The organism is Spirosoma taeanense, from assembly GCF_013127955.1.
Lineage (GTDB): Bacteria > Bacteroidota > Bacteroidia > Cytophagales > Spirosomataceae > Spirosoma > Spirosoma taeanense.
Genome location: NZ_CP053435.1, coordinates 68577 through 87717, shown reverse-complemented (window position 1 = coordinate 87717; position 19141 = coordinate 68577). Strand labels below are relative to the sequence as shown.

General features: G+C 49.2%; 31 protein-coding genes. 1 reads left to right on the top strand and 30 read right to left on the bottom strand.

Going from position 1 to position 19141, the window contains the following annotated elements; genetic code table 11:
• Nucleotides 1–66: 66 nt before the first annotated feature.
• The 29 genes from rpsK to HNV11_RS00330 all read right to left on the bottom strand — a co-directional run bounded on the left by rpsK (nt 67) and on the right by HNV11_RS00330 (nt 16863).
• Nucleotides 67–462 carry a 30S ribosomal protein S11 gene (gene rpsK / locus HNV11_RS00470; protein WP_171737784.1) on the bottom strand — a complete coding sequence of 132 codons (396 nt, stop codon included), beginning with the start codon at nt 460–462 and terminating at the stop codon, nt 67–69.
• Nucleotides 463–519: 57 nt separating this feature from the next.
• Nucleotides 520–897, bottom strand: a complete 378-nt coding sequence (gene rpsM, locus HNV11_RS00465) for a 30S ribosomal protein S13 (RefSeq protein ID WP_020603978.1) — start codon at nt 895–897, stop codon at nt 520–522.
• Nucleotides 898–899: 2 nt separating this feature from the next.
• Complete coding sequence (gene ykgO, locus HNV11_RS00460; RefSeq protein WP_009284800.1) at nt 900–1016, bottom strand: type B 50S ribosomal protein L36; 117 nt, start codon at nt 1014–1016, stop codon at nt 900–902.
• 76 nt (nt 1017–1092) lie between these two features.
• Nucleotides 1093–1311: a translation initiation factor IF-1 gene (infA, locus tag HNV11_RS00455; protein WP_009284801.1), complete on the bottom strand. Its 219-nt coding sequence runs from the start codon at nt 1309–1311 to the stop codon at nt 1093–1095.
• 7 nt (nt 1312–1318) lie between these two features.
• Entirely contained in the window at nt 1319–2158 is an 840-nt protein-coding gene (gene map / locus HNV11_RS00450) for a type I methionyl aminopeptidase (RefSeq protein ID WP_394353870.1), read from the bottom strand.
• Between the two features lie 5 nt (nt 2159–2163).
• Complete coding sequence (gene secY / locus HNV11_RS00445; RefSeq protein WP_171737783.1) at nt 2164–3480, bottom strand: preprotein translocase subunit SecY; 1317 nt, start codon at nt 3478–3480, stop codon at nt 2164–2166.
• 33 nt (nt 3481–3513) lie between these two features.
• A complete protein-coding gene (gene rplO / locus HNV11_RS00440) occupies nt 3514–3990 on the bottom strand; it encodes a 50S ribosomal protein L15 (protein WP_171737782.1) in 477 nt (158 codons plus the stop codon).
• A gap of 95 nt (nt 3991–4085) precedes the next feature.
• On the bottom strand, nt 4086–4265 hold the full coding sequence (rpmD, locus tag HNV11_RS00435) for a 50S ribosomal protein L30 (protein WP_171737781.1): 180 nt from the start codon (nt 4263–4265) through the stop codon (nt 4086–4088).
• An 18-nt stretch (nt 4266–4283) separates the two neighbouring features.
• Nucleotides 4284–4802, bottom strand: a complete 519-nt coding sequence (gene rpsE, locus HNV11_RS00430) for a 30S ribosomal protein S5 (RefSeq protein WP_171737780.1) — start codon at nt 4800–4802, stop codon at nt 4284–4286.
• A 3-nt stretch (nt 4803–4805) separates the two neighbouring features.
• A complete protein-coding gene (gene rplR / locus HNV11_RS00425; RefSeq protein WP_171737779.1) occupies nt 4806–5159 on the bottom strand; it encodes a 50S ribosomal protein L18 in 354 nt (117 codons plus the stop codon).
• A gap of 112 nt (nt 5160–5271) precedes the next feature.
• On the bottom strand, nt 5272–5829 hold the full coding sequence (gene rplF / locus HNV11_RS00420; protein WP_171737778.1) for a 50S ribosomal protein L6: 558 nt from the start codon (nt 5827–5829) through the stop codon (nt 5272–5274).
• Between the two features lie 13 nt (nt 5830–5842).
• Nucleotides 5843–6241 (bottom strand): 30S ribosomal protein S8, encoded by a 399-nt coding sequence (gene rpsH, locus HNV11_RS00415; protein WP_171737777.1) that lies wholly within the window; start codon nt 6239–6241, stop codon nt 5843–5845.
• A 90-nt stretch (nt 6242–6331) separates the two neighbouring features.
• Nucleotides 6332–6601: a 30S ribosomal protein S14 gene (gene rpsN, locus HNV11_RS00410; protein ID WP_077919287.1), complete on the bottom strand. Its 270-nt coding sequence runs from the start codon at nt 6599–6601 to the stop codon at nt 6332–6334.
• A gap of 8 nt (nt 6602–6609) precedes the next feature.
• Nucleotides 6610–7167 (bottom strand): 50S ribosomal protein L5, encoded by a 558-nt coding sequence (gene rplE / locus HNV11_RS00405; protein WP_171737776.1) that lies wholly within the window; start codon nt 7165–7167, stop codon nt 6610–6612.
• Between the two features lie 15 nt (nt 7168–7182).
• Nucleotides 7183–7539 (bottom strand): 50S ribosomal protein L24, encoded by a 357-nt coding sequence (gene rplX, locus HNV11_RS00400; RefSeq protein ID WP_171737775.1) that lies wholly within the window; start codon nt 7537–7539, stop codon nt 7183–7185.
• Between the two features lie 3 nt (nt 7540–7542).
• Nucleotides 7543–7911, bottom strand: coding sequence for a 50S ribosomal protein L14 (rplN, locus tag HNV11_RS00395; RefSeq protein WP_018618706.1), 369 nt, complete (start codon nt 7909–7911; stop codon nt 7543–7545).
• A gap of 3 nt (nt 7912–7914) precedes the next feature.
• Entirely contained in the window at nt 7915–8118 is a 204-nt protein-coding gene (gene rpsQ, locus HNV11_RS23870; protein WP_240163991.1) for a 30S ribosomal protein S17, read from the bottom strand.
• A 159-nt stretch (nt 8119–8277) separates the two neighbouring features.
• Nucleotides 8278–8472 (bottom strand): 50S ribosomal protein L29, encoded by a 195-nt coding sequence (gene rpmC / locus HNV11_RS00385; protein WP_171737773.1) that lies wholly within the window; start codon nt 8470–8472, stop codon nt 8278–8280.
• A gap of 20 nt (nt 8473–8492) precedes the next feature.
• Nucleotides 8493–8924 carry a 50S ribosomal protein L16 gene (gene rplP / locus HNV11_RS00380; RefSeq protein WP_171737772.1) on the bottom strand — a complete coding sequence of 144 codons (432 nt, stop codon included), beginning with the start codon at nt 8922–8924 and terminating at the stop codon, nt 8493–8495.
• 37 nt (nt 8925–8961) lie between these two features.
• On the bottom strand, nt 8962–9849 hold the full coding sequence (gene rpsC, locus HNV11_RS00375; protein ID WP_171737771.1) for a 30S ribosomal protein S3: 888 nt from the start codon (nt 9847–9849) through the stop codon (nt 8962–8964).
• A gap of 3 nt (nt 9850–9852) precedes the next feature.
• Nucleotides 9853–10245 carry a 50S ribosomal protein L22 gene (rplV, locus tag HNV11_RS00370; protein ID WP_171737770.1) on the bottom strand — a complete coding sequence of 131 codons (393 nt, stop codon included), beginning with the start codon at nt 10243–10245 and terminating at the stop codon, nt 9853–9855.
• Between the two features lie 51 nt (nt 10246–10296).
• Nucleotides 10297–10575, bottom strand: coding sequence for a 30S ribosomal protein S19 (gene rpsS, locus HNV11_RS00365; protein ID WP_020600951.1), 279 nt, complete (start codon nt 10573–10575; stop codon nt 10297–10299).
• 9 nt (nt 10576–10584) lie between these two features.
• Nucleotides 10585–11409 carry a 50S ribosomal protein L2 gene (gene rplB / locus HNV11_RS00360; protein ID WP_171737769.1) on the bottom strand — a complete coding sequence of 275 codons (825 nt, stop codon included), beginning with the start codon at nt 11407–11409 and terminating at the stop codon, nt 10585–10587.
• A gap of 30 nt (nt 11410–11439) precedes the next feature.
• Nucleotides 11440–11727, bottom strand: coding sequence for a 50S ribosomal protein L23 (gene rplW, locus HNV11_RS00355; protein ID WP_171737768.1), 288 nt, complete (start codon nt 11725–11727; stop codon nt 11440–11442).
• A 5-nt stretch (nt 11728–11732) separates the two neighbouring features.
• Entirely contained in the window at nt 11733–12362 is a 630-nt protein-coding gene (gene rplD / locus HNV11_RS00350) for a 50S ribosomal protein L4 (protein ID WP_171737767.1), read from the bottom strand.
• 3 nt (nt 12363–12365) lie between these two features.
• The gene (gene rplC, locus HNV11_RS00345; RefSeq protein WP_171737766.1) at nt 12366–12986 is read right to left on the bottom strand and encodes a 50S ribosomal protein L3; all 621 of its coding nucleotides are present in this window, start codon (nt 12984–12986) and stop codon (nt 12366–12368) included.
• Nucleotides 12987–13331: 345 nt separating this feature from the next.
• On the bottom strand, nt 13332–13637 hold the full coding sequence (rpsJ, locus tag HNV11_RS00340; protein ID WP_077134125.1) for a 30S ribosomal protein S10: 306 nt from the start codon (nt 13635–13637) through the stop codon (nt 13332–13334).
• Between the two features lie 116 nt (nt 13638–13753).
• Nucleotides 13754–15859: an elongation factor G gene (gene fusA / locus HNV11_RS00335; protein ID WP_171737765.1), complete on the bottom strand. Its 2106-nt coding sequence runs from the start codon at nt 15857–15859 to the stop codon at nt 13754–13756.
• A gap of 293 nt (nt 15860–16152) precedes the next feature.
• Complete coding sequence (locus tag HNV11_RS00330) at nt 16153–16863, bottom strand: LexA family transcriptional regulator (protein ID WP_171737764.1); 711 nt, start codon at nt 16861–16863, stop codon at nt 16153–16155.
• A 124-nt stretch (nt 16864–16987) separates the two neighbouring features.
• Between HNV11_RS00330 and HNV11_RS00325 the strand changes: the two genes are divergently transcribed.
• The gene (locus tag HNV11_RS00325) at nt 16988–18253 is read left to right on the top strand and encodes a DNA polymerase Y family protein (RefSeq protein ID WP_171737763.1); all 1266 of its coding nucleotides are present in this window, start codon (nt 16988–16990) and stop codon (nt 18251–18253) included.
• Between the two features lie 7 nt (nt 18254–18260).
• Here the strand turns inward: HNV11_RS00325 and HNV11_RS00320 are convergent, their stop codons facing one another.
• On the bottom strand, nt 18261–19079 hold the full coding sequence (locus HNV11_RS00320; RefSeq protein WP_171737762.1) for an Fpg/Nei family DNA glycosylase: 819 nt from the start codon (nt 19077–19079) through the stop codon (nt 18261–18263).
• Nucleotides 19080–19141: the final 62 nt, after the last annotated feature.

Sequence of the window (19141 nt, the reverse complement as noted above, 5' to 3'; positions counted from 1 at the left end):
AATAATTGTGAAACATCGGACAGACACAACCAAATGTCGCCTGGCCCTATTCATGCCATCCGTAGATTATACGCGACGACGCTTTGGCGGCCGGCACCCATTGTGCGGCAGCGGGGTAATGTCACGGATCGTAGTCACTTCGATGCCCGAGTTCTGAATGGTACGGATAGCCGATTCACGACCTGATCCCGGACCTTTCACGAATACCTCGGCTTTACGCATACCCAGATCGTGGGCTACGGCAGCACAGTTCTGAGCGGCAGTCTGTGCAGCGTACGGCGTGTTTTTCTTGGAGCCACGGAAGCCCATCTTACCAGCCGACGCCCAGGAAATAACCTGACCGTTCATGTTCGTGATCGAAATGATGATGTTGTTGAACGTAGCCCGGATGTGTACCTGACCGACGGGTTCAACGACTACCACCCGCTTTTTCGCTTTGTCTTTGCGTTTTGCTTGAGCCATTGTTGTTGGTTCCTTACGTTCATAGCTGTTTCACAACAGCTATGAACTTCAAACTAATTACTTGGTGACTTTCTTCTTGTTAGCCACAGTCTTCCGCTTACCTTTCCGGGTACGGGAGTTGTTTTTGGTATGCTGTCCACGAACAGGCAACCCTTTCCGGTGACGCAGACCCCGGTAGCAACCGATGTCCATTAACCGCTTGATGCTTAACTGAACTTCCGAACGCAATTGGCCTTCTACCTTGTATTCGTTCGAGATAGCGTTACGCACTGCGCTGGCTTCATCGTCTGACCATTCACTGGCTTTCTTATCAACACTGATACCAGCGTCGGTCAGAATTTTTTTAGCCCGGCTACGACCAATGCCGTAGATGTATGTCAGCGCAATTTCACCACGCTTCTTGTCCGGAATATCAACACCTGCAATACGTGCCATGCTTAGCCTTGTCTTTGTTTGTAACGGGGATTCTTTTTGTTGATCACGTACAGTTTCCCTTTCCGACGGATCACAATGCAGTCTTCGCTGCGCTTTTTAATCGACGCTTTAACCTTCATCTTGTTTAGTTGTCTGACTACCTATTTACGGTTTACTGCGATTAAACTGTATTCACCAATGAACAGGCAAACGAACTTATTTATACCGATACACAATCCGCGCCTTACTTAAATCATAAGGCGACATCTCCAACTTTACGCGATCTCCGGGCAAAATTTTGATGTAGTTCATCCGCATTTTGCCAGAGATGTGAGCAATAACCTCATGCTTGTTGGCCAACTCGACCCGAAACATTGCATTCGATAATGCCTCCAAAATCACACCGTCTTGTTCTATAGAATTCTGCTTTGCCATGTTCGCTTTATGCGGCCATCAGTTCTTGTGTGTCAACCATCAGGCTCGTGTTCGCGGTGACTGCCTCAATGTATTCAAAGGTTGTCAGAATCTCAGCCTTACCTTTTCGCACAGCTACTGTATGCTCGAAGTGCGCTGACGGTTTACGGTCAACTGTTCGGATTGTCCAGCCGTCGCGGTCTTGCGTAATGCCTTTCTTACCGAAGTTGATCATCGGCTCAATCGCCAGCACCATACCCTCCCGCAACTTGGGACCCTGTCCCCGCTTACCGTAATTAGGCACTTCAGGCGCTTCATGCAGATCCTGACCAACGCCATGACCTACCAGTTCCCGAACTACTGAATAGCCAAACTTTTCGGTATAAGTCTGAATGGCATAACCAATATCACCAACCCGGTTGCCATCAACAGCTTTCTCAGCGCCGATGTAAACTGACTCTTTGGTCCGGGCTAGTAACCGACGTACAGCCGGCGCTACTTCGCCGACCGGGTAAGTGTAAGCGCTATCACTATGATAACCGTTTAACTTTACCCCGCAGTCCACCGAGATTATATCCCCATCACGAAGCTCATAACGGCTTGGAAAACCGTGAACAACTACATCATTAACAGAGATACAGAGAGAAGCCGGAAATTTATTAAAACCTAAGAAAGATGGGTAGCCACCATTATCTTTAATAAACGTTTCGGCTACTATATCAAGTTCCTTAGTCATAACCCCGGGCCGAATTAACTTTGCTACTTCGGCATGAGCTTTTCCAAGCAACTGCGCGCTGATTTTTATCAGGGCGATTTCTTCATCGCTCCTGATAAAAATCATCTTATCTTTTTTATCCGAACCGGCCATTTTACTTAGGCTGCTACCGTTTCGTTGGTTCGACCCTGTACGCGACCAGACTTCATTAATCCTTCGTACCGACGCATTAGCAAATAGCTTTCTACCTGTTGCAACGTATCCAGCACCACCCCAACCATAATCAGCAGTGATGTACCGCCGAAGAACTGAGCAAAGCCACTGGTCATTCCCAAGAGGTTCGCGATGGCTGGTAGTATGGCTACGATAGCCAACATAATAGCACCGGGTAAGGTAATGCGGTCTAATACCGTTCCAATGTATTCAGAGGTCTGAATACCAGGTTTTACGCCCGGGATAAACCCGCCACTCCGCTTCATATCATCAGCAATCTGCGTTGGATTGACAGATATAGCTGTGTAGAAGAACGTGAAAACGATGATCAGCAGGGCAAACAGCAGATTATACTGCCAGGTCGTATAGCTTTGAAAAGCGTTCTGAACACTAGCGGCAAAATCACTTTTTTCAGCAAAAAGCCCTGCCAGATACGTCGGAATAAACATCAGGGCCTGAGCGAAGATGATCGGCATTACGCCAGCAGCGTTTAACTTGAGCGGCAGATACTGCCGTTGACCGCCTACTACTTTATTACCAATAACCTGCTTTGCGTACTGAATCGGAATCCGACGAACCGCCTGCGTCAGCACAACAGCACCCATAACTACAAAATAGAGCGCTACTAACTCCAGAACAAAAACCAGAATCTGTGATGTACCGCGTGATAGAGCTTCACCATAAATAGCGCCTGGTAGCCGTGATACAATCCCGATCATAATGATCATGGAAATACCATTACCGATGCCTTTATCCGTAATCCGTTCGCCGAGCCACATACAAAAGATGGTACCCGACGTCAGGATAAACAGTGAAGAAACCGTAAACAGGCCCCGATCAATTAGCAATGCCTCCTGTGGAATTGTCGTACGGATATACGTAATCGCCTGTACAGCTGTTACCCCAATGGTAAGTACCCGCGTGATCTGATTTAACCGTTTCCGACCCGACTCACCTTCCTTCTGCATTTTCTGGAAGTAAGGCAAAGCGAGTGTAAGCAGCTGAATAGCAATCGATGCCGAAATGTACGGCATGATGCCTAATGCAAAAATTGACGCTTTGCTGAATGCACCACCCAGAAAGGTGTCTAACAGACCAAGCAGCCCCTGCGGATTCAGGTTTAGCTTGTTAGGATCAACGCCCGGTAGCACAATAGCCGAACCAAGACGAAACGCCGTAATAAACAACAGCGTGTTGAGGATTCGACTCCGCAACTCGTCAATTGCAAAAATATTTTTAAACGTGGTGATGAGTCGGTTCATACAAGTAGGTCGGCTAATGCCGCGCTCACACGATTAGTTCGCTGATTCCTCTTTCGCTTCCCGGGTAGGCACAATTGCCTTACCACCGGCTTTCTCAATGGCTTCTTTCGCACTGGTTGAGAAAGCATGGGCGTGAATTTCAACGGCAGACGTTAATTCACCCCGACTCAAAACTTTTACAAGGTCTTTCTTGCTGACCAGGCCATGCTGGAGCATAAAGTCCATATCTACCACCGTAGCTTTCGTTTCATCAACTAAAGCCTGGATAGAATCCAAGTTGAGAGGTTTGTACTCGACGCGGTTGATGTTCTTGAAACCGAATTTCGGTACTCGACGCTGCAGCGGCATCTGACCACCCTCAAAGTGGGTCTTGCGGCTGTAACCGGAACGCGACTGCGCTCCTTTGTGACCCCGGGTGGACGTACCGCCCATACCAGAGCCTTGCCCGCGTCCGACTCGCTTGCGCTCTCTGACGGAACCTTTTGCCGGTCTAAGGTTGCTTAAATTCATTGCTGTATAGTTAAAAAGATGATTCTTTTGGCCCCTCAAAACAGCCATAAATATTTTTTACGGCGGTCAGAAGGCCAAAAGAATCGCAAAGATACTTAAATTTCTTCAACCTTTACTAAATGCTGCACTTTTGCAATAGCACCTTTCATTGCGTCGGTGTATTCAACCTCGACACTGCGGTTGATTTTGCCCAAGCCTAACGACTTGATTGCATTCTTTTGTACTTGCGGACGGTCAATGGTGCTTCTGACCTGCGTGATACGTACTCGTGCCATGTCTGTTGCTCCTGTTAATTAACCGTTGAATACTTTCGCTACGCTGATCTGCCGCTGAAAAGCAACCTGATGAGGTAAACGCATTTTCAGTAACGCATCAAGCGTTGCTTTTACTACGTTGTGAGGGTTCGATGAGCCCTTGGATTTCGCCAGGATATCGTGTATGCCAGCCGATTCAAGAACGGCCCTCATAGCACCACCGGCAATTAGGCCCGTACCCGGAGCTGCTGGCTTCAGCAGAACAAAGCCACCGCTGAATTTACCTTCCATTTCGTGGGGAACCGTGCGCTTCAGCAGCGGAATCTGCACCAGGTTTTTCTTGGCGTCTTCTACTCCTTTTGCAATAGCGTCAGTTACTTCATTTGCTTTTCCAAGTCCGTATCCTACGACACCGTTACCGTCGCCGACGACGACAATGGCCGAGAAACTGAACCGGCGACCACCTTTTACCACCTTCGCTACGCGGTTGATGGCCACCACCTTTTCTTTCAGGTCGGCTTCGTTAAATTTTGTCGGTCTTGCTGCGTTCGTGTTCATTGTTTAGAACTTAAGGCCACCCTCGCGGGCTGCATCGGCCAGTGCTTTTACTTTACCGTGGTACAGATAGCCATTACGGTCGAACACGACAGAGTCAATGTTCTTGGCTTTAGCTTTCTCGGCTAACCGCTGCCCGACTTTTTTCGCCGTTTCAACCGTGTTGCCTTCTAATTCGCTCTTCATCTCAACTGATGATGCAGCAGCCAGTGTATTACCCGCTACGTCGTCGATGAGCTGGGCGTAGATCGCTTTGTTTGAGCGAAATACCGACAGACGAGGGCGTTCGGCCGTTCCAGACACTTTTGCCCGAATGCCAAACTTAATCCGCTGTCTTCTTTCTTGTTTATTCGTTGCCATGTTATTTGATTCCGACCAAATAGGCGTTTAAATTGTCATTGACTGCCATTGTGGCCATCGACCGTCATCAGTAGTAAACCACTTAAAGACGGTCAATGACATTCCAACGACTTTATTTTTTAGACGAAGACTTACCAGCTTTCCGGCGAACCTGCTCACCAACAAAACGGATACCTTTGCCTTTATACGGCTCAACTTTACGTAGCGAACGAATTTTAGCTGCTACATCGCCAAGAAGCTGTTTGTCTGACCCCTCCAGATAAACTTTCGGATTCTGACCTTTTTCAGTAACGGCTGTTACTTTAATTTCCGACGGAACGGCAACGTACACATTGTGCGAGTAGCCGAGCTGCAGTTCAAGAATGTTATTAGCAACAGACGCTTTATAACCAACCCCGATTACCTCAAGATCAAGTTTAAAGCCTTCGCTTACGCCCATTACCATGTTGTTAACCAACGAACGGTAAAGGCCATGCAGCGCTTTATGACGCTTTTGCTCCGTGGGACGCGTTACCTGAATCTGACCATCTTCAACAGCTACCAAAATATCCGGATCAACCGTCTGGGTCAGGGTGCCTTTTGGCCCTTTCACCGTAATAACATTCTGGTCGTCGACGGACAACGTTACGTTGCTGGGCAGGGTGATGGGTTTCTTACCTATGCGTGACATCGTTCAGTTCGGTTTAATATACGTAGCACAATACCTCACCACCGACGTTCAGTGTCTTCGCTTCTTTGTCCGTCATTACACCTTTCGAGGTAGAAATGATGGCAACACCCAGACCGTTGTAAATACGCGGCAGGTGATCAGCACCCCGGTACTGACGCAGACCAGGCCGACTGATACGTTGCAGATCAACGATGGCTGATTGCTTCGTTGTTGGGTTATACTTTAGAGCAATTTTAATGATGCCCTGCGGGGTGCTATCGTCGAACTTATAGTTCTGGATGTACCCTTTGTCGTACAACACTTTGGTAATCTCTTTCTTAATATTGGAAGCAGGGATCTCCACAACCCGGTGCTTAGCCCGGATAGCGTTTCTGACGCGAGTCAAAAAATCTGCTATTGGATCTGTATTCATTCTTAGCGTTGCGTTACTTGCAAACCCCTGTTTCCAAGAAAGTTCGCAAAATTACGGAAACTGAATTACAAATGAAAAAGGGTCTGGAAACTACCAGCTTGCCTTTGTTACGCCTGGAATTTTACCTGCTGACGCCATCTCCCGGAACGTTACCCGCGAGATACCAAATTTACGCATATAGCCCCGTGGGCGGCCTGTCAGCTTGCAACGGTTATGCAAGCGAACGGGTGATGCGTTTTTAGGCAGTTTATCGAGGCCGATATAATCGCCGGCGGCTTTCAGCGCAGCCCGCTTCGCAGCATACTTGGCTACAAGCGCTTCACGTTTCCGCTCCCGTGCTTTAATTGATTCTTTTGCCATGTCGGTTATTATTTCTTGCCCGTGTTTGCAAACGGCATTCCCATTGCTTTCAACAGTTCGTAGCTCTCGTTATCAGACTGGGCAGTCGTTACAAATGTGATGTCCATACCCGAAATACGCGCTACTTTATCAATGCTGATCTCAGGGAAAATGATTTGCTCCTGCACACCAAATGTGTAGTTGCCGCGACCATCAAACCCTTTGTCATTAACGCCTTTAAAGTCCCGAACCCGCGGCAGCGATACCGTTGTCAGCCGGTCAAGGAATTCATACATCCGTTCTCCGCGCAGAGTCACCTTCGCACCAATCGGCATTTTCTCCCGAAGCTTGAAGTTAGACACTGCCTTTTTCGACAGCGTCGGAATAGCTTTCTGACCCGTGATTGTCGTTAATTCTTCGACGCCTACATCAACCAGCTTTTTATCAGCGACGGCGGCACCGATACCTTTATTGATGACAATCTTGCTCAGACGCGGTACCTGCATAACCGACTTGTACTGAAACCGGTCTTTCAACTGAGGCACGACCTCGTTCAAATATTTTTCTTTCAGTCTTGGCGTTGCCATTTTCTTAGACCTTTATTATTTACGGACGTCAGGAATAAAGTTGCCGGTCTTTTTCGAATACCGTTGCAGCTTACCCTTATCATTCAATTTACGGCCCGTGCGGGTGGGTTCGCCAGTGGCAGGATCAACTAATTTCAGATTGCTGATATGAATTGAACCTTCCGTTTTTTCCAGGCTACCCTGCGGGTTTGAAGCTGTTGGCTTCATGTGCTTTGTGATCATGGCAACACCCTCTACCCGGGCGCGATCTTTTTCCACGATTACTTCTTTCACAACCCCGCGCTGACCTTTTGAGTTTCCACCAATCACGACGACCGTATCGCCCGTCTTGATATGGAACTTGTGTTTCGGCAGCGTTACTTTCTTTTCCATTGCTTACAGTACTTCCGGTGCTAACGATACGATTTTCATAAACTGCTTCTCGCGCAATTCCCGGGCGACTGGCCCAAAAATCCGGGTACCCCGTGGCTCATCGTTGTTGTTCAGCAGAACAGCTGCGTTGTCCTCGAAACGAATATAAGAACCGTCTTTCCGACGTACTTCTTTCTTAGTCCGAACAACAACGGCTTTCGATACCGTTCCTTTTTTCATACTACTGGACGATAGGGCCTGCTTTACCGTGACGACAATCTTGTCACCGACCGACGCGTACCGCTTGCCCGTACCGCCCAGGACGCGAATAACCAGTACCTCTTTAGCACCACTGTTATCGGCTACACCTAATCTCGATTCTTGCTGTACCATGGCTTACTTCGCTTTTTCGATGATTTCGACTAAACGCCAACGTTTGTTCTTGCTCAACGGCCGAGTTTCCATTACGCGAACGGTGTCGCCAATGTTGCACTCGTTATTTTCGTCGTGAACTGTCAGCTTCTTTGTTTTATGCTGGAATTTGCCGTACAGGGGGTGCTTTACTTTACGATCAATGGATACTGTGATCGTCTTCTGCATTTTATTGCTGGTCACCTTGCCGACGCGCTCCTTCCGTGCGTTCCGCTGCAGAGCCGACTGTTTAGTGGCTGCCTGCGGCTGTTGTGTTGCTGCGACCGCCGGGGTTTGCTCTTCCGCCTGCGGTGCTGGTGCTTGTTGCTCTTCCATCGTCGTATCTTATTAGGCTTGCCGCGATTTAGCTGTCAGTTCCGTATTCAAGCGAGCAATTCGTTTGCGGCTCTCGCGAATGCGCATGGGATTCTCAATAGGAGATACCGCATGGGCAAACTTCAGTTTCAGCAGGCGGTCCCGTTCCGCACCGATTTCGGTACGTAAGTCCTCAACCGACAATCCTCTCAAATCTTCTTTTTTCATCTTGTTCGTCGCTTAGGGATTTATTCGTCACCTTGCTCCTGATAATCACGCCGAACCACGAACTTGGTCCGAACCGGCAACTTTTGAGCTGCCAGTCGTAGAGCTTCCATACCCGTTTCGAGAGGGACGCCCGTTGCTTCGAACATAATCGTGCCGGGTTTTACTACGGCGACCCAGTATTCGGGAGCACCTTTACCTTTACCCATCCGAACTTCTGCCGGCTTCTTGGTAATCGGCTTGTCGGGGAAAATGCGAATCCAGACCTGGCCTTCGCGTTTCATAGCCCGCGTTACAGAAATACGAGCGGCTTCAATCTGGCGGGCGGTGATCCGACCCGGTTCCAGCGATTTAATACCAAACGTACCGAAGGCGATTTCGTGACCACGTGATGCAATCCCGGGAATCCGTCCTTTATGCTGCTTACGGAATTTAGTTCTTTTTGGCTGTAACATGGCCTTTGTTTGTATGTCGGGCTTTTAGCCGTTAAGATTATCGTCTTGGTGCTCCACCGCCACGGTTGCCACCCTGGCCACCGCCCCGGTTGTTGCCACCACCCCGGTTGCCACCTTGGCCACCGCCCCGGTTGTTGCCACCGCGATCATTACCGCCCCGCTCGCCACGGCCACGGCCGCTCCGGTCGTTTCCTTCACGATCGCCACGTGGGCCACGACGGTCGCCCCGGTCGGTAGCACCCGCAGCCCGCTCGCCAGCTTGTGCCTGGCTCATCATTGCTGCCGGAGAAAGATCCCGTTTGCCGTAAACTTCGCCTTTGAAAATCCACACTTTAATGCCGATTTTACCATAGACAGTCTGTGCTTCCGAGATAGCGTAATCAATATCGGCACGAAGCGTATGAAGGGGTACGCGACCTTCTTTATACTGCTCTGAACGGGCAATTTCAGCACCACCCAGACGACCCGATACTTTTACTTTGATACCCTGTGCCCCTACGCGCATTGCTGACTGAATAGCCTGCTTCATAGCACGACGGAACGAAATACGAGCCTGTAGTTGCTGAGCGATGGCTTCACCTACAAGTTTCGCATCAATTTCTGGGCGCTTGATTTCGAAGATGTTGATCTGGACATCTTTGCCCGTGATCTTCTTCAGCTCTTCTTTGATCTTGTCGACCTCGCCACCACCTTTACCAATCACGATACCCGGGCGGGCAGTGTGGATGGTCAGGGTGACGCGTTTCAGGGTACGTTCAATAACGACCCGCGCGATTGCACCTTTCGGAATACGGGCAGCTATGTATTTGCGGATTTTCTCGTCTTCAACGAGTTTATCCGAAAACTCTTTACCGCCGTACCAGCTTGATTCCCAGCCCCGAACAATGCCAAGTCGTAGGCCAACTGGATTTATCTTTTGTCCCATTTCTTATTGTTCGTTTTCTGGGGTTTCTGCTTCTGCCTTCGTCAATACGGATTGAACTGCGCTGTCAACTACAATGGTAATATGGTTAGACCGCTTCCGAATCCGGTGACCACGACCCTGAGGAGCCGGACGAAGCCGTTTCAGCATCGGACCGCCATCCACAAAGATTGTTTTTACGTAAAGGTCGGCGTCTTCAATCCGCTCGTCCTCGTTTTTCTGCTGCCAGTTGGCAACCGCCGACAACAGCACTTTCTGCAAAATTGCAGCACCTGCCTGTGGCTGGTATTTCAATAGGCCCAACGCCCGGCTAACACGCTGACCGCGAATTAGGTCGGCAATCAACCGCATCTTACGGGGTGACGTGGGCACATCTCTAAGTCTTGCTACTGCTTCCATTTGAGTTTGAAGCTGGTTATCTGAGGCTTACTCCCCAGACACCAAACTAGTTTATCGTTTGCCCTTGTCTTTCTTTGCGGTGTGCCCCCGGAAGTTGCGCGTCGGTGAGAATTCGCCGAGCTTATGGCCTACCATGTTTTCGGTGACGTAAACGGGTATGAACTTATTGCCGTTATGCACAGCGAACGTGTGGCCTACGAAATCTGGCGAAATCATCGAACGACGCGACCAGGTTTTGATGACCGATTTCTTACCCGATTCGTTCTGCGCCTGAACTTTATTGTCCAGACGGAAGTCAATATATGGGCCTTTTTTAAGTGAACGTGCCATTATTATCTGTTACTTTTTGCGTCGGCTAATGATCATGCTGTTCGATGCCTTGTTCTTCTTACGGGTCTTCTGACCTTTAGCGAACTGGCCGTTACGCGAGCGTGGGTGACCACCGGAAGCCCGGCCTTCACCACCACCCATCGGGTGATCGACGGGGTTCATTACAACAGCCCGTGTGCGGGGGCGGATACCTAACCAGCGGTTACGACCGGCTTTACCAACCACAACGTTCATGTGATCGGGGTTCGAAACCGAACCAACCGTTGCCATACCAGCGCTTAGTACCCGGCGGGTCTCCCCAGAAGGCAGACGCAGAATAGCATACTTGTCTTCACGGCCGACTAACTGAGCGTACGTACCAGCCGAACGGGCCATTGCCCCCCCTTTGCCGGGCGTCAGCTCAATATTGTGAACGATGGTACCGATTGGCATCAGTGCCAGTGGCAACGCGTTACCCACGTCAGGTGTTGCACCTTCGCCTGACTGGATCGTCTGGCCTACGGTGATTCCTTGTGGAGCAATGATGTAGCGTTTCTCACCGTCAGCATATTGCACCAGCGAGATGCGGGCAGAACGGTTAGGATCGTATTCTACAGTCAAAACTTCGGCAGGCTGGCCGACTTTATCGCGCTTGAAGTCAATAATGCGGTAGTGCCGCTTGTGACCTCCACCAATGTAGCGCATAGTGCGGTGACCTTCATTATTCCGGCCACCGGTTCTCTTCAGGGGCTCCAGCAGGCTCTTTTCCGGCTTGGATGCTGTCAGTTCCGCAAAATCAGGAGCCACACGAAAGCGTGTTCCTGGCGTAACTGGTCTCATTTTTTTAACTCCCATGACTGATTGATTGGTAGAGCAACGCTCGGTTTACAGATCAGCGTAAATATCAATTACTTCGCCTTCTCCAACCGTAACGATTGCTTTCTTGGTAGTAGGGGTCTTACCCGTTACAACACGTCCATTGATGTTTTTGCTGCGCTTTTTGCCCAGCGACCGCATCGTTTGTACAGACTCGACATTAACGCCATACATTTTCTCGACGGCTTTGATGATCTCGAGTTTGTTCGCTTTCAGTTCGACCTCAAAAGCATACTTCCCCTGCTTGTTCAGGCCCGTCATCTTTTCAGTGACGATTGGTCGTTTCAGTACGTTCATGATTTTTACTTGTCGAACAGCGTTTGGATGGTTGACAAAGCTTCTTCGCTAATCAGCAGTTGGTCAGCATTCATCAGGTCATAGGTATTGACCTGCGAAGCCGTCGTTACTTTTGCCTTTTGCACGTTCCGACTCGACAGGATGACGTTCGTGTTCACGTCCGGCAGGATCAGCAGCGTTTTACGACCTGCTACGTTCAGATCGTTCAGGAACTGAATATAATCCTTCGTGCGGGGTGCCTCGAGCGTGATATTGTCGATAACCGAAATGTTGTTAGCCTTTGCTTTTACGGCATAAGCTGACTGACGAGCCAGAGCTTTTACTTTTTTGTTCAGTTTGAAGCTATAGTCGCGGGGACGCGGTCCAAAAATGGTACCACCACCAACAAACACTGGTGACTTGGCACTACCGGCGCGGGCACCGCCTGTTCCTTTCTGCTTCTTCAGTTTGCGGGTCGAGTGAGCATTTTCAGCCCGCTCTTTCGCTTTGTGCGTTCCCTGGCGTTGATTAGCCAGGTATTGTTTCACGTCGAGATAAATCGCGTGTTGGTTCGGCTCAATACCGAAAACCTCTTCCGGCAACGTTACCTTCTTGCCAGTATCCTCGCCTTTGCTGTTATATACGATTACTTCCATGGCCTATTTCTCAATAATAACGTATGAATTTTTGGCTCCTGGAATCGAACCACTAACAACGAGCAGGTTCTGCTCAGGCATGACACGCAATACGCGCAGGTTCTGAACCTTTACGCGGTTACCGCCCATACGTCCTGCCATGCGCAGGCCTTTGAACACCCGCGAAGGGAACGAACAGGCACCAATCGAACCTGGGTGACGCCCCCGGTTGTGCTGGCCGTGCGTTTGACCGCCAACCCCGCCAAATCCATGGCGCTTCACAACGCCCTGGAAACCGCGCCCTTTGGCCGTTCCGACAACATCGACGAAATCTTCTTCGGCGAATACATCGGCTACCGTGAGCGTTTCGCCAAGGTTAAACTCTTTTTCGAATTCTTTGAACTCGACAAGTTTACGCTTAGGCGTAGTACCAGCTTTCTTGAAGTGGCCTAACTCCGGCTTGTTGGTGTGCTTTTCTTTTTTCTCGCCGAAACCCAGCTGCACAGCCGCGTAGCCGTCTTTATCGACGCTACGAACGTGAGTTACGACACAGGGACCCGTTTCAATTACTGTACATGCCAGAGCCTGCCCGTCCGCATTGTACACGCTGGTCATCCCGATTTTCTTGCCAATTAAACCAGACATTTGTGTTTGTTTAAAGTAAGCAGGTAAAATTTAGGTACTCTCCCGAACTCAGACCTTCTGAATCGGGCCGCAAAGGTAAGCAGATAATTAAATGAATCCTAGTATCTGCTTAGCAATCAGGGCCTAGAACAATATAAAAAAAGGCCGGGCGCGCTGCACCTGACCTTTCATGGCATACAATACCTCAACTAATAAGGCTTGTTTGCAAAAAGTCAGATGTGGTTTCCACCAGTGGCGGACCTTCACCCTCGTATGTTGTGATTCGTACTCCGAGTTTGGGAGTGCAAAAATACGAAAAGTTTGGGCATTGCCCAAACTTTTCGTAAAAATCGCATAAATACTAACTTAAACTTTAATCTCTACGTCAACACCGCTTGGCAATTCAAGCTTCATCAGAGCGTCAACCGTTTTCGCGCTGCTGCTATAGATATCTACCAGACGCTTGTACGTGCAGAGCTGGAACTGCTCCCGCGCCTTTTTATTGACGTGGGGCGACCGCAGTACCGTATAGATTTCTTTGTCGGTCGGCAGAGGGATTGGACCGCTAACGACAGCACCTGTCGACTTAACCGCTTTCACGATTTTCTCAGCTGATTTATCAACCAGCATGTGGTCGAATGACTTCAGCTTAATGCGAATTTTTTGGCTCATTGTGTTGTGGTTCGTTAGATGTTTAAAATCAGTACTGCCGAAAGAACCATTTACTCCGACAGCACAAAAAATGGGCAGCAGGCCAATGTTGACCGACTGCCCAATATCTGAAAGGCTTAGGCCTTCACCGTTCCTTTTTCTTTAGCAACAACCGTATCGGCTATGTTCTGCGGCACGAACTCGTAGTGCGAGAATGTCAGGTTGGCCGTAGCGCGACCCGACGACATTGTACGCAGATCCGTTACGTAACCGAACAGTTCCGATAGAGGCACGTCGGCCTTGATCACCTGTGAACCAGCTTTGGTATCCATACCTTTCATTACACCCCGACGCCGGTTTAAGTCACCCGTAATCGGACCGGTGTATTCTTCAGGTGTAAGAACTTCAACAGCCATGATTGGTTCGAGCAGTTTCGGGCCAGCCTGACGAGCCGCTTCACGGAAGCCAAGACGTGCTGCCATTTCGAATGAGAGCGAATCGGAGTCAACGTCGTGGTACGAACCGTGGAACAAACGAACTTTCATGCCTTCCAGCGGGAAGCCAGCCAGCGGACCGTTTTTCAGCGATTCTTCAAAGCCTTTTTGTACGGCTGGAATGAATTCGCGAGGAATCACACCACCAACAATAGCATTGTCAAACTGCAGACCTTCGGTCTTGTCGTCATCACGGGGTCCAAGTTCAAACACGATGTCGGCGAATTTACCGCGGCCACCCGTCTGCTTCTTGTAAACCTCGCGGTGCTCAGTGCTCTTGGTCAGCTTCTCTTTGTATGCTACTTGCGGGGCGCCCTGGTTTACTTCCACTTTGAATTCACGACGCATCCGATCAATGATAATTTCAAGGTGAAGCTCACCCATACCACGAATAATGGTCTGGCCAGTTTCTTCGTTCGATTCAACCTTCAGGGTTGGATCTTCTTCGATTAGTTTACCAATGGCTTTCGAGAAGTTGTCCTGGTCGGCTGATTTCTTCGGCTCAATGGCGTAACCAATAACCGGATCCGGGAATACCATTGATTCCAGAACAATCGGGTTCTTTTCATCAGACAGGGTATCACCGGTTTTGATGTCTTTGAAACCAACAACGGCACCGATGTCGCCAGCCTCCAGACGCTCGATCTGGTTTTGCTTGTTCGCGTGCATCTGGAAAATCCGCGAAATCCGCTCCTTATTACCCGAACGATTGTTCAGGATATACGAACCCGACTCCAGTACGCCCGAGTACGAACGAACGAAGCACAGACGGCCTACGTACGGGTCGGTAGCAATCTTAAATGCCAGGGCCGAGAACGGCTCACTTGACGACGGCTTACGCGAGATTTCTTCACCCGTGTTGGGATTAGTACCTTTGATGTTCTCCTTGTCCATCGGCGATGGCAGCAGGGCCATTACGTAATCGAGCATGGTTTGAACACCTTTGTTCTTGAAAGACGATCCGCAAAGCATCGGAACGATCTTCATCGCAATCGTTGCTTTACGCAAAGCCGCCAGAATTTCGTCTTCGGTGATCGAGTTTGGATCATCGAAATACTTCTCCATCAGGCTATCGTCGAATTCAGCAACAGCTTCGAGCAGTTTCTCGCGCCACTCGGTAGCTTCGTCGATCATATCGTCCGGGATAGGCACCTCTGTAAAGGTCATGCCTTTGTCGGTCTCATTCCAGACGATACCCCGGAAGTTAACCAAGTCAACTACACCTTTAAAGTTATCTTCTTCACCGATTGGCAACTGAAGAGGCACAGCATACGAACCGAGCATCTCTTTTACCTGACGGCATACGTTCAGGAAGTCGGCGCCCGAACGGTCCATCTTATTTACGAAGCCCAGGCGAGCTACGTTGTAGTTGTTAGCCAGACGCCAGTTAGTTTCTGACTGAGGTTCGACACCATCAACGGCGCTGAACAGGAACACCAGACCATCAAGTACGCGCAGCGAACGGTTCACCTCTACAGTGAAGTCAACGTGGCCCGGCGTGTCGATGATGTTGATGTGATACTTTTGATCCCGGTAGGTCCAGTCAACAGTCGTAGCGGCCGAGGTGATCGTAATCCCTCGCTCCTGCTCCTGCTCCATCCAGTCCATGGTAGCAGCACCGTCGTGAACTTCACCAATCTTGTGGCTTACCCCGGCGTAATAGAGAATGCGTTCGGTTGTGGTCGTTTTACCCGCATCAATGTGGGCAGCGATACCGATGTTTCTCGTGAAATTTAAATCGCGAGCCATTAGCTTGTTATACGGAAAGTTATGTAATTCTAAAACAGCGGGAAGGGGCCGATGAGTTCGCCAAAACGGCACCTTTATAAATCAGGACGCAAAATTACTGAAACCCAGTTAGAAAACAAACTCGTACCCTATAAATAGTCGATTCATCGGCAACGTAGGGTTGTCTTTCAGGAGCGGTGGACGTAATAGTAAGAAGTAACGCATACCAACAAGCTCGTAGCCATATAATGAGGTTTACTCCTAAAAAGACGGCTTGTAGAATCATAAGCCGTCTTTTTAGGAGTAAACTGTCTCTATTCGACTGGAGCCTCTACAATCATAACAATTTTCCAGAGGCCCCGAATGTCTTGTAGAGGAACTGTTACGTTTCCGCCGTTAGGGTTATCCGAATGGAGCGTTAGGTACTTACGGGTAAGCAATTCGTTGTCACGAATGCGTTTAACTACAAAATAATCGCGATACATGACCGCATAAACTCCCCCCGACTGGTATTCCCAGTCACTCTCATTAACCGGTACGGCCAGAACTTTGGCCCCATGTGCCAATTGCGGGCTCATGCTATTCCCCGAAATTTCCAGCACAACCGCCTGTTTGTGGCCCTTTACTATCGACTTACGTACCCGGAATGGCTCCGCATCCCGCATGCCATTACCATCAGCATAACTTTCTACAAACGTCGCGTAGAAACGTACCGGCACAAATGGTATTTCCAACGTGTCATCTTCGGTGCTTGTTATTATAGCGTTGGCTTCGGGCGAGTTCAGCACCGGTAGCGTTCCCCGAATCAGGTAATCGGCACTGATTTGTGGGTAACACGCCAGCAAACTCATAATCGTGTCGTACGATGGTTTTGCACGACCGTTGAGAATATTGTAAAACTTCGACGGGTTCTCCCCTAACTCTTTGGCGATCTGATAGATCGTAATGCCTAACGCATCAAAAACCTGCTTCAGACGATCCTGTATGCTCATGGTGTCGTTAATTTTTTCCGAACATTTTTCCATTCTTGTAGTATGGATAGTTAGCAATTATAATACAACTAAAATATATTGCATTTGTATTAGGTCAAAACTACAATAAATACTCATTGAACATGCGTATACCAACGGCTTTTTATTCAATAGTGTAATGAATCGTAATCGACTTTCTACTCATACTCTTCCAACGGTACTGTTTGTCGATATGAACAGCTTCTTTGCTTCCTGCGAACAGCAGGTTAATTACTGGCTGCGGGGCCGCCCAGTAGGTGTGTGTGTCTATACAGGTCGACAAGGCTGCGTGATTGCACCATCCATTGAAGCGAAAGTTCGGGGGGTGAAAACCGGTATGCGATTGGATGAAGCCATCGTAATTTGTCCGGACTTAGTGCCTATTGAAACTCATCCGGGCCGCTACCGGGAGTTCCATGTCAAAGTCATTAAGGTGCTCCGGAAATTTTCGGATGAGGTCGTGCCAAAGAGTATTGATGAGGCCGTTGTTAACCTGACTAACTACCAGTATGTCTATAAGGATATGCAGCAGGTGGCCCTGGACATTAAAGCCGCTATTCGAAACGACGTCGGTGATTACATGCGCTGTTCAATTGGCATAGCCCCCAATGCGTTTCTGGCGAAGCTGGCATCGGACATCCGAAAACCCGACGGTCTGACAATAATTACCCCTGAAACGATTGATGAGGTTCTGGGTTCACTTTGTCTGACCGACTTGCCCGGCATTGGCCAGCGTATGGCCGTCAGGCTTGAAGCCGGCGGTATTCATACTCCGCTCGAACTTCGTTACGCTTCTCCTGAGCACTTACGGGCGGTCTGTAAAAGCATCATTGGCTGGCACTGGCATCTTCGGTTAAACTTTGGTGGCGAGGTCGACTTAGATTCAAAGGATACTTATAAAAGCATGTCGGCTATGCGCACTATTTCTTCCGAGCAGCGGCACTCCGCTGAGCGTCTGGATGAACTTTTGCAATCACTATGTTTAACGCTCGAACGGCGGATGGTGCGCCAGGGTGTTTTTTGTCAGGAAATGTCGTTTTCGTGCCGTTATAATTCCGGCAAGACGTATAACTACGAGGTCCGGCTGCCAGAGCCCAAACAGGACGGACCGGAACTCTACCAGATTATCCGCCAGCGCCTGGATAAGTTTCAGGAAACTCATCACTGTGAGCCTGTGCTGAACCAACATCTACGCTCTATGTCGGTGGTGGTTTTCCGGTTTATTCTGGCTGAACTGGTTCCACTGAGCCTATTCGGCAACGACCGGCGTAAGGATAAGCTCCGGCAAACGCTATACGACGTAAAAACGAAATTCGGTATGGACAAATTGATGCGTGCTACCGAGTTGCGCGATAATCCTGTGTACCGGGACGTAATTGGTTTTGGTAATATAAAGGATCTATAGACCGGAATTAGACTATAACCTGCTCGTTAGGGCAAAAAAAGGTGGTGCGTCCACCCACTACCGAGCGCTCAATTCGGGTCTGGCAACGGGGACAGTACTTGTGCGCTTCCACATCGTCGTAGGGCGAATCGTCCCATTCGCGCACATGGATGAGAAAACTATTCGGAAAGTCGCGATAGGTGGCTTCGTAGCGGATGGCAGTTTCGAGCACAAGCCGAATTGCTTCGTGAAGCCGCAGCATCTGTTCATTATTGAGCGTGTTGGCGCGTTGCTCAGGATGAACGTAGGCCTGAAACAACACCTCATCAACGATCCAGTTGCCCAAACCGGCAACTACGCTCTGATCGAGAAGAACAGGTTTGATCTGCGACTTTTTACTTCGGACACGCTCCGTTAGTTGATCGAGTGAAATGTCCAGCCCATCTTTTCCAATTTTCTTTCGCTGGAGAAACGCTTCGACATTATCTACTAAACCAACCCGCTCGAATTTACGCGGGCACAGAAACCCCAGGTTAAAGCCATTACTGAACTCAAATACAATTCGGGCAAAACGCGGTCGATCGACGGAGGAATGATAATACTCCAGATCGCCCGTCATTCCAAAGTGCATATGCACAATTACGTCCGGCTGGTCGGTGAAAACAAACAGATTTTTACCGATTCGTCGTGTTCCGGTAAACGAACGGCCAATAAGTGTACTGCTCAGCGTAGCATAATCAGTTGTTAATAATTTTTTATCCTCAACTTTAATATGCTCAATAGCTTGATAGAGCGAAGATGTTTCGAGGTATTGACGTCGGATTTCGACCTCAGGAAGTTCTGGCATCCGTTTTTATTTTCTTTGAGAAACGCTTCGTACGCTCAGATGTTACGCGCCTGTTCGGTCTA

What these genes read in the sequence shown, in the direction of transcription:
- rpsK (WP_171737784.1), bottom strand. Translation starts at nt 462, where the DNA reads ATGGCTCAAGCAAAACGCAAAGACAAAGCGAAAAAGCGGGTGGTAGTC.
- rpsM (WP_020603978.1), bottom strand. Translation starts at nt 897, where the DNA reads ATGGCACGTATTGCAGGTGTTGATATTCCGGACAAGAAGCGTGGTGAA.
- ykgO (WP_009284800.1), bottom strand. Translation starts at nt 1,016, where the DNA reads ATGAAGGTTAAAGCGTCGATTAAAAAGCGCAGCGAAGACTGCATTGTG.
- infA (WP_009284801.1), bottom strand. Translation starts at nt 1,311, where the DNA reads ATGGCAAAGCAGAATTCTATAGAACAAGACGGTGTGATTTTGGAGGCA.
- map (WP_394353870.1), bottom strand. Translation starts at nt 2,158, where the DNA reads ATGGCCGGTTCGGATAAAAAAGATAAGATGATTTTTATCAGGAGCGAT.
- secY (WP_171737783.1), bottom strand. Translation starts at nt 3,480, where the DNA reads ATGAACCGACTCATCACCACGTTTAAAAATATTTTTGCAATTGACGAG.
- rplO (WP_171737782.1), bottom strand. Translation starts at nt 3,990, where the DNA reads ATGAATTTAAGCAACCTTAGACCGGCAAAAGGTTCCGTCAGAGAGCGC.
- rpmD (WP_171737781.1), bottom strand. Translation starts at nt 4,265, where the DNA reads ATGGCACGAGTACGTATCACGCAGGTCAGAAGCACCATTGACCGTCCG.
- rpsE (WP_171737780.1), bottom strand. Translation starts at nt 4,802, where the DNA reads ATGAACACGAACGCAGCAAGACCGACAAAATTTAACGAAGCCGACCTG.
- rplR (WP_171737779.1), bottom strand. Translation starts at nt 5,159, where the DNA reads ATGGCAACGAATAAACAAGAAAGAAGACAGCGGATTAAGTTTGGCATT.
- rplF (WP_171737778.1), bottom strand. Translation starts at nt 5,829, where the DNA reads ATGTCACGCATAGGTAAGAAACCCATCACCCTGCCCAGCAACGTAACG.
- rpsH (WP_171737777.1), bottom strand. Translation starts at nt 6,241, where the DNA reads ATGAATACAGATCCAATAGCAGATTTTTTGACTCGCGTCAGAAACGCT.
- rpsN (WP_077919287.1), bottom strand. Translation starts at nt 6,601, where the DNA reads ATGGCAAAAGAATCAATTAAAGCACGGGAGCGGAAACGTGAAGCGCTT.
- rplE (WP_171737776.1), bottom strand. Translation starts at nt 7,167, where the DNA reads ATGGCAACGCCAAGACTGAAAGAAAAATATTTGAACGAGGTCGTGCCT.
- rplX (WP_171737775.1), bottom strand. Translation starts at nt 7,539, where the DNA reads ATGGAAAAGAAAGTAACGCTGCCGAAACACAAGTTCCATATCAAGACG.
- rplN (WP_018618706.1), bottom strand. Translation starts at nt 7,911, where the DNA reads ATGGTACAGCAAGAATCGAGATTAGGTGTAGCCGATAACAGTGGTGCT.
- rpsQ (WP_240163991.1), bottom strand. Translation starts at nt 8,118, where the DNA reads ATGCAGAAGACGATCACAGTATCCATTGATCGTAAAGTAAAGCACCCC.
- rpmC (WP_171737773.1), bottom strand. Translation starts at nt 8,472, where the DNA reads ATGAAAAAAGAAGATTTGAGAGGATTGTCGGTTGAGGACTTACGTACC.
- rplP (WP_171737772.1), bottom strand. Translation starts at nt 8,924, where the DNA reads ATGTTACAGCCAAAAAGAACTAAATTCCGTAAGCAGCATAAAGGACGG.
- rpsC (WP_171737771.1), bottom strand. Translation starts at nt 9,849, where the DNA reads ATGGGACAAAAGATAAATCCAGTTGGCCTACGACTTGGCATTGTTCGG.
- rplV (WP_171737770.1), bottom strand. Translation starts at nt 10,245, where the DNA reads ATGGAAGCAGTAGCAAGACTTAGAGATGTGCCCACGTCACCCCGTAAG.
- rpsS (WP_020600951.1), bottom strand. Translation starts at nt 10,575, where the DNA reads ATGGCACGTTCACTTAAAAAAGGCCCATATATTGACTTCCGTCTGGAC.
- rplB (WP_171737769.1), bottom strand. Translation starts at nt 11,409, where the DNA reads ATGGGAGTTAAAAAAATGAGACCAGTTACGCCAGGAACACGCTTTCGT.
- rplW (WP_171737768.1), bottom strand. Translation starts at nt 11,727, where the DNA reads ATGAACGTACTGAAACGACCAATCGTCACTGAAAAGATGACGGGCCTG.
- rplD (WP_171737767.1), bottom strand. Translation starts at nt 12,362, where the DNA reads ATGGAAGTAATCGTATATAACAGCAAAGGCGAGGATACTGGCAAGAAG.
- rplC (WP_171737766.1), bottom strand. Translation starts at nt 12,986, where the DNA reads ATGTCTGGTTTAATTGGCAAGAAAATCGGGATGACCAGCGTGTACAAT.
- rpsJ (WP_077134125.1), bottom strand. Translation starts at nt 13,637, where the DNA reads ATGAGCCAAAAAATTCGCATTAAGCTGAAGTCATTCGACCACATGCTG.
- fusA (WP_171737765.1), bottom strand. Translation starts at nt 15,859, where the DNA reads ATGGCTCGCGATTTAAATTTCACGAGAAACATCGGTATCGCTGCCCAC.
- HNV11_RS00330 (WP_171737764.1), bottom strand. Translation starts at nt 16,863, where the DNA reads ATGGAAAAATGTTCGGAAAAAATTAACGACACCATGAGCATACAGGAT.
- HNV11_RS00325 (WP_171737763.1), top strand. Translation starts at nt 16,988, where the DNA reads ATGAATCGTAATCGACTTTCTACTCATACTCTTCCAACGGTACTGTTT.
- HNV11_RS00320 (WP_171737762.1), bottom strand. Translation starts at nt 19,079, where the DNA reads ATGCCAGAACTTCCTGAGGTCGAAATCCGACGTCAATACCTCGAAACA.